Source organism: Parachlamydia sp., from assembly GCF_050255895.1.
GTDB lineage: Bacteria > Chlamydiota > Chlamydiia > Chlamydiales > Parachlamydiaceae > Parachlamydia > Parachlamydia acanthamoebae.
The window spans coordinates 1-6,769 of record NZ_JBFWIR010000099.1 but is presented as its reverse complement, the minus strand read 5'-3'; the positions used below and the strand labels follow the sequence as shown (position 1 = coordinate 6,769).

Sequence of the window (6,769 nt, the reverse complement as noted above, 5' to 3'; positions counted from 1 at the left end):
CTATCGTTCTGGAACAGTATCTGAGCGGCCCGTTAAGTCTGATAAAGTCAAAGTAGAAAAACTTTTTCGAATGGTTCCGATTATTCATTATGAACAAAAGGTACTTGTGAAAAGAGGTAAAAAAGGGGAGATTATGTCAGATTTATATGAATTCCCTTACTTTGAAAAAAATCTTGAAAGTATTCATATTCAAGAGCTTAAGGTAATAATCTCGCATGAATTCAGGCTTAATGTCACACACATTTTTTCTATGGATGCCGTTACACATGGATTTACGCGCTTTCACGTGACACTATTTCCAGAATTTTTTCAAGCCTCAAGTTTAAGCCTTGTTGAAGGGTATCAGTGGCTAGAAATGACAGAATTAGAAAAATTGGCTTTTTCTTCCGGGCATAGAAAGATTATGAATAAAATAAAATAATTTATTTGTGTTTGCGTCGGAATAAATTAAGGATATGCTTATCTTTTTCATCTCTGCCAGGCTCACTACGATCGATAAGCTTAATGTAATTATCAAATTGCTTAGTAATGGATTTAGGGCTTTTTTTGTGAATTTCAATCTGCCTATTTTTTAATTTATTAACGATTTCAATCGCTCTATTTTTGTCTAATGTTAATAAATTATCATGATTCTGGTTACAATATTTTGCAATTGTACTGGCTATTTTATCAGAAGGTATTTCTCTTCGAAAAAAATTGGCAATTTTTCTAAATCGACCAGGTGGTTTTGTTTCTAATTTTTTTTCTGCAAAATCAAATAGAGTATTTAATTTATCATGAAATATATTCACGGAACTCTCTTTTTTATTATAATCTGAGATATTCATAAAACCCCCTCTTTAATCTAAAATTAATTCTATCACATAAATTAATTTGAGATCAATTTAGTTCTTTTAATCCAGTAGTCTTCTCCGTAATTAATTGTTAATTCTGAATTAGAGAGAATAGGAAACAACGTTATAAAAACTAAGTGAAGGAGATGGCGATCCATGACCCAAAGTGGCTTTAAATTGGGTGTATCGCTGTGATTGACGAATCGAAGCAGGTTTCCTCCTTCGGAAGCATCGATCACCGTATAGTTCCATGAGAAATAACGGGTGGGGTAATGCACGCAATAAGCATTCGGATTGGGTTGGCGGCGCAATAGTCGGCGAACCATGCCTGTGTATTCACCAAGGATTGTATTTTCTTGTAGGGGGGCAGTTGTGTAAACCCCGTGGCCTATTAGAGGATCGATCCATTTAATCATTAAAGAAGGATGTACTTTCAGATCAAGATTGATTTTAAATGGGTTATGGATTAATTGAGCATTTTTTTTAAGTAGGTGACTTAAAAGCAAAGGAACATGTTTTAGGGTATCGCATAAATCTTGGTAGTTTTTAAATCTTAAACTGGAAAAATGAGAGATACGGAAGTGTTTTTCAAATTCGATAGAAGTTAGTTTTATAGAGTGGGTGCCATTTTTTGGGAAAATTTTGATTCTTTCTTGTTGGCCATTAGACAGTAAGCGAGCCCCTTCAGTAAATCCGAGTAATTGGCAAAGTTCTAGGGCAGTGAAACCATGGGGATCACGCGCATGCCGTTTTTCGGGATGGGAGACAAGCTGTTGTTCCAAGGTGTGGATGTCTTGTTGAATAACGGCTTGGCAAACGGGTGGAATGTGTAAGGGCACTTCATAAACTGGGGTTAAAGAAAAAGGGAGGCAACAGCCTCCCTACCATTTTAATCATCGCTCATAGTCGATTTTTATCTAGCGCCGGCTCTTTTAGTAGGAAGCTTTGCTGTTGGTCTTTTGAAAGACATTGGGCGGGCTTTAGCTGTTGTTTTTTTAGCTTTTGATGCTGGTTTTGCATGTGCTTTTGTCGCTTTTGCTTTAGGAGCTTTTGCAGCAGCATGTTTAGGCGCAGCATGTTTAGCAGCCGCTTTTGGCTTTGCAGCTTTAGCAGCGGGTTTCTTTGCGCGGCCTTTTGTGCCTTTTTCAGACTGAATCGATTCTTTACGATACAATTTTGCAATTTTCTCAAGTTTTACTGTTCCAGTACGAACACGTTGAGAAGCAGCTTTGTTGCCACCATCAGCTTTTTCAAGATCTTCAGCGATTTGTACAAGCAGATGCTTCATATTTTTTGTTGTCTCTTTCAACGCCATGCGGATTCTCCTCCTTAAATTTAGAGTTCATGACAATTAACTGAATATTTACTTTTGGATATATTGTGCAACATTTTTTTTACAAAGGTAAAAATTTTGAAGCAAAAAAAACCTGAAAAGGGGTTACTCTTTTATTCTTATTCTTCCAAAAAAAGAATTTAAGAATATGTTTAAAGCCATTTCTTGTCATAGTCAAAAGGCTAAGAAACATCTTGGAAAAGAATAGTTGCTCATCCGACGCTACTTAAAAAATAGACGGTTCACCGAAAGGTGATGATCCAGAAATCTTACGAGGTTATTGCTTGAGGCAAAAACGATCCTTAAGAAGGCTACCTAGAACCCTTTTCTCCTTCAAATTAGCGAATTCGAAGATTAAAATCCAATTTTCTTATACATTTTTATCAATGATTGCTAAGAGAGGAATCTTTATTCAGAATTGGGCATCGTGTATTCTTGGAAGAAATTTTGGAATTCGCGTTATGTTTTTTATTCATGTATTGTGTTCATTTCTTATTGTGAAGCTATTTTTACCGGCTTTTATGGCAGGCGAAAATCATGTCGTTTTGCAAACGGATCAAGAATTACATGCCATCTTGGCTTTGCAATCGAAAGGGGATGAAGACAAAAAACAATTGGCTGATGAATATTTTGACGCGACACTTTTTAAGCAGGCCATTCCTTTTTATCGAGCGGCTTGGGATAGAGAAGGAGATCAATACGCGGAATCTCTCCCAAGTGGAGAAGAGAACGTCCTTCAAAAGCTTGTCTTTTGTTATTACATGGAAGGGAAGTTCTCTGAAATCATCAAGCTTTTGGAAAATCAATCCGTTCAGGACCCCTTTCTTACTTATATGCTTGGCAGTTCTTATCGGCATTCTGATGACTATGAAAATGCGAAGACTTGGCTGCAAAAGTTTTTGGATTTTCAGCCGAAGGGACAAGGGCCATCAGCAGAGGATGCACGATTTGATTTAGGACTTACTTATTTCTTGGAAGGGAATTATGCGGGTGCCGAGTCCCATTTTTTAACTTTACTTACGGCAAAAAATGCCGCTCTAAAAAATGCTTCTCGTTTAAATTTAGCTAGAATAGCTTTAGCTAAACAGGATTATCCGCGTGTAGAAGCTCTGCTCAGCTATTTTGATGCAGATCTTGAAGTGGAGCGTGCTTTGCAATTGGAAGCCTCCTACTTACGTGGAAAGCTTGCTTTCTCTCTTAAAGATTATTTTCAAGCTGCTCGCCATTTTGAAAGCGCTCTTCCAGCTAAAAAAAGGCATTTAATGAATTGGTATCAAGATACGTTATACCATTTAGGGTGGTGCTATTTAAAGATTGGAAACGAATCCGCCCAAAATCTCATTTTTTGCCAGCAATCTTTGGAAAAAGCAGAAATCCTCTTTCAGCAATTGTCCGAGGTTTGCAAAGAAGAGCAGGTTTATCTATCCATTGGGCTTTGCCATTTGATTAAAGCTTCCCTTTTAAAAGACGCTACGGCCTATCAGCGAGCGGAGGAGGTTTTATCTCGAAAAGAGTTATTCTCCCCTCTAGAGGGACAAATTCGGGCCTTGCGGTTGAGAGCGGAAATGGCTCCGACGTTTCGATTGCGAGAAAAATTTTATCGAGAATTAACTAGTGATGCTTATCAGGAAAATCCTTTTTTTGCTAAAGGGTGGTATTTAAGAGCGGAGAATTCTTTAGAGCAGGCTGCTGTGCTTGCAAAGGAAGGACATTCGGCTGAGGCAAATGGCTTGTTTCAACAAGCTGCTTCTGAATTTGCGCAAGCTTTTGAGTTATTAAAGGCTCTCGATAAAAGGCAGGCGGCCGACGCCATTCGCAATCATTTACAAGCTTGCTATTTCCAAAATCAAAAAGAGATCCGGCTGGGCGCTCTCGATACGTTAGACAAATTGATTCACCACCATCGTGATATCTTAGAGGCTTTTGATCATCCTGATGAAGTTTTTTACCTAAAAGCTCTGATTGCTATGCAAATTGCATTGTTAGATGGTGATACTGCATATAAAGATTTGGCTATACGTACTTTACTGTCTCAGTTTAGGGGTTTCCCTCATGGAACCTATGCAGACAAGGCACATTATTTGTTGGCATGGATTTACTACGAAGATCAAGACCTTCAAAGAGCCAAAGATGAATTTCTTTTATTAGCTCAAGCATGCGATCGGTCTTCCTTAGCAGGAAGTGCTCTTTTTTTTGCGGCTGCTTGCTCTGACCAATTAGGAGAAGATAGTCAGATAGGAAAAAAATATCGGCTGCAAGTTTTGGATAAATATCCAAATTCTTCTCATGCTGCAGAAGCCTATTTTACTTTGTATACCTATAGAGAATATTTGCAAGGCGATAAATTAGCGGTCAAACATCTCCAAGGATTCTGTGAAAAATATCCGACTTCACCACTCTTATTAAACGCCTATTTTCTCATTGGATTAGATCATAAAAGAGATCGTAAAACAGATGATGGAAAATGGATTAGAAAAAAAAATCTCAAAAGCGCAATTGATGCTTTTCAGGAAATCGAAACCCATTTTAACGAATTTCAAGAGCAAAAAAAATTTTCTATTGAAGAATTTAAGCACTATCTTTTGCTATACTACAAAGCTAAACTAGAAAAAGCTTTTGCTAACTTGCGCATAGCGGAATCCTCGCAAGGAGCAAAAAAAACCATTTATATTGAATATGCGGCAAATGTTTTTAAAGAGTTGATCCAGGAAATCGAAGAAAAACAACATTTAAGTATTTTGGCTCCAGGTGATCCATTTCCTTTGTTACAAGAAGAAGCTTACTTAGGCTTGGCGCAGGCTTACATAAAGGGGGAGCAAGACTTCTTAGCTAATCAGCAGTTGACGCGCATGTTAGAAAAGTATCGAGCAACCAAAATCACGCGAGGTTACTTTTTATCTCGCGTATGGTATGAAAAAGGGTGTTTAGCTCAAAAACATGCCCAAACTAAAGAAGCCCTTTCTTACTTTAAATTGGCAGAAGATGCCGGGAAAGGAAAAGTACTAAGCTCAGAACAAAAGCTTTCCTTATGGATTGAGCAAAGCATGTGCTATCGACAACTCAATCAACTGGATGATGCGATGCTGTTGCTATCCAAAGTCATTAACTCAGACGTCGCCTCTGGTTTACGCTTGAAAGCTATGTTTTTGCGATCTGAAATGTACGAATTACAGGGACGCCAAGAATTAGCTAAAAAACAGCTCGAAACGATAGTCAAAAAAGGTGGCGATTGGTCTTCAAAAGCAAAAGAGAAATTGGAAAAAGAATATGGATTGGACTAATGAACTTCTAGCCTCCTCCTTTTATGGAGGATCGGGTTGGAATCTTATTTTTATTGTGATTGCATGCTGCTCTTTAGTTGGAGTCACGATTTTTATCGAAAGGCTTATCCATCTCCATCGGTCGGAGATTGATACAAATCAATTTATCATCCATTTACGCAAGATTATTCAAGATGGGAATATTGTAGAAGCGATCCAGTATTGTGAAGATACAGGGGGGACTATTGCAAATATTACTAAGGCGGGATTGGCAAAACATAATCGTGATAAAGATCAAATTGAAAATGCGATGGAAATTTCTGGGCTAATTGAAATTGCACATCTAGAAAAAAATGCAAAAATCCTTTCGATCATTGCACATATTGCACCTCTTATCGGACTTTTGGGAACTGTTTTAGGATTTATTCAGGCTTTTTCCGAAATGAGAATGAGCGGGCTTGTCGATATTTCCGCCACTCGAATTGGTGAAGCTATGGAATATGCTCTCGTGACTACCGCGGCAGGTCTTGTTGTCGCGATTCCCTGTGTTTTAGCTTATAACTATATTGTTAGCCGTGTGGAAGGGTTCGTTCTAGAAATTCAGACGACCTCTGCTGAAATTGTGAGTTTACTCATGGATCAAAAAGAGAATCCTTATTATTAAGTGTTGATTTTCAATGATTTTTAAAACAAATCTTAAGCATTCTCATAATTTAATTGATCTGACGCCATTGGTGGATGTTGTCTTTTTGATGCTGATTTTTTTTATCATTACTTCAGACATCCTTCCATTGAAATCCTTAAATATCCAAAATCCTGTTTTAGAAAAAGATTCCATCCCTTTAACAACGCAACTCCTGGTTGTTTTGGATGCTCAAAACGTGCTTTATGTGGGATCGAAAAAAATGATCATTGATTTGTCATCTTTAAAAACGACGCTTCAGGAAGAACTAAGGCTCATGCAGGCTCAGCATCCTCAACATATTCCCACAATTGTTTTAAGTGTAGATAGGCGAGTTGATTATGGATCTTTTCTTAAAATGTTTTCCATTGCTCAGGAATGTTGTCCACAAATTCGCTTGGTCTATAAACCCAATGATTCCGATCCAACAGAATACTTGTAAGCTTCATGTTAAAATTAGAAAAAATTGGTGCAGACAAACATATTCATGTCTCGTTGCGTGAGAAGGATGCTTTTTGGAGTCCCGCTTTTAGGAAGGCGTTTTGCATTGCTTTTCTTTTTCATATGCTGGCTTTTGGTTTATTTCGTGTACAACCCTTTAAAATTAAAGGGAGTCAACTAAATTTCCCTCCTGCCGTTGTAAATGTAGATTTTGAAGTCG

General features: G+C 37.7%; 7 protein-coding genes and 1 pseudogene. 5 read left to right on the top strand and 3 right to left on the bottom strand.

Annotation, left to right across the window (positions count from 1 at the left end):
- Positions 1–421, top strand: a 421-nt coding sequence (locus tag AB7E63_RS12765) for an NUDIX domain-containing protein (RefSeq protein ID WP_428419620.1), incomplete at its 5' end; no start/stop codon positions are given.
- Between the two features lies 1 nt (position 422).
- Here AB7E63_RS12765 and AB7E63_RS12760 read toward each other — a convergent pair.
- The 3 genes from AB7E63_RS12760 to AB7E63_RS12750 all read right to left on the bottom strand — a co-directional run bounded on the left by AB7E63_RS12760 (position 423) and on the right by AB7E63_RS12750 (position 2,148).
- The gene (locus AB7E63_RS12760) at positions 423–827 is read right to left on the bottom strand and encodes a hypothetical protein (protein WP_006342560.1); all 405 of its coding nucleotides are present in this window, start codon (positions 825–827) and stop codon (positions 423–425) included.
- Positions 828–868: 41 nt separating this feature from the next.
- Positions 869–1,672 (bottom strand): SET domain-containing protein-lysine N-methyltransferase, encoded by an 804-nt coding sequence (locus AB7E63_RS12755; protein WP_428419619.1) that lies wholly within the window; start codon positions 1,670–1,672, stop codon positions 869–871.
- A gap of 74 nt (positions 1,673–1,746) precedes the next feature.
- Positions 1,747–2,148, bottom strand: a complete 402-nt coding sequence (locus AB7E63_RS12750; protein WP_006342558.1) for a histone — start codon at positions 2,146–2,148, stop codon at positions 1,747–1,749.
- Positions 2,149–2,627: 479 nt separating this feature from the next.
- Here AB7E63_RS12750 and AB7E63_RS12745 point away from each other — a divergent pair, with 479 nt between their 5' ends.
- The 4 genes and pseudogenes from AB7E63_RS12745 to AB7E63_RS12730 form a co-directional block, all read left to right on the top strand.
- Positions 2,628–5,447, top strand: a complete 2,820-nt coding sequence (locus tag AB7E63_RS12745) for a tetratricopeptide repeat protein (protein WP_161792762.1) — start codon at positions 2,628–2,630, stop codon at positions 5,445–5,447.
- Entirely contained in the window at positions 5,434–6,090 is a 657-nt protein-coding gene (locus tag AB7E63_RS12740; protein WP_006342554.1) for a MotA/TolQ/ExbB proton channel family protein, read from the top strand. The genes AB7E63_RS12745 and AB7E63_RS12740 overlap by 14 nt, the downstream gene beginning before the upstream one ends.
- A 13-nt stretch (positions 6,091–6,103) precedes the next feature.
- Entirely contained in the window at positions 6,104–6,550 is a 447-nt protein-coding gene (locus AB7E63_RS12735) for an ExbD/TolR family protein (RefSeq protein WP_006342553.1), read from the top strand.
- 5 nt (positions 6,551–6,555) lie between these two features.
- Positions 6,556–6,769 (top strand): annotated as a pseudogene (locus tag AB7E63_RS12730) (hypothetical protein); the annotation flags it as partial.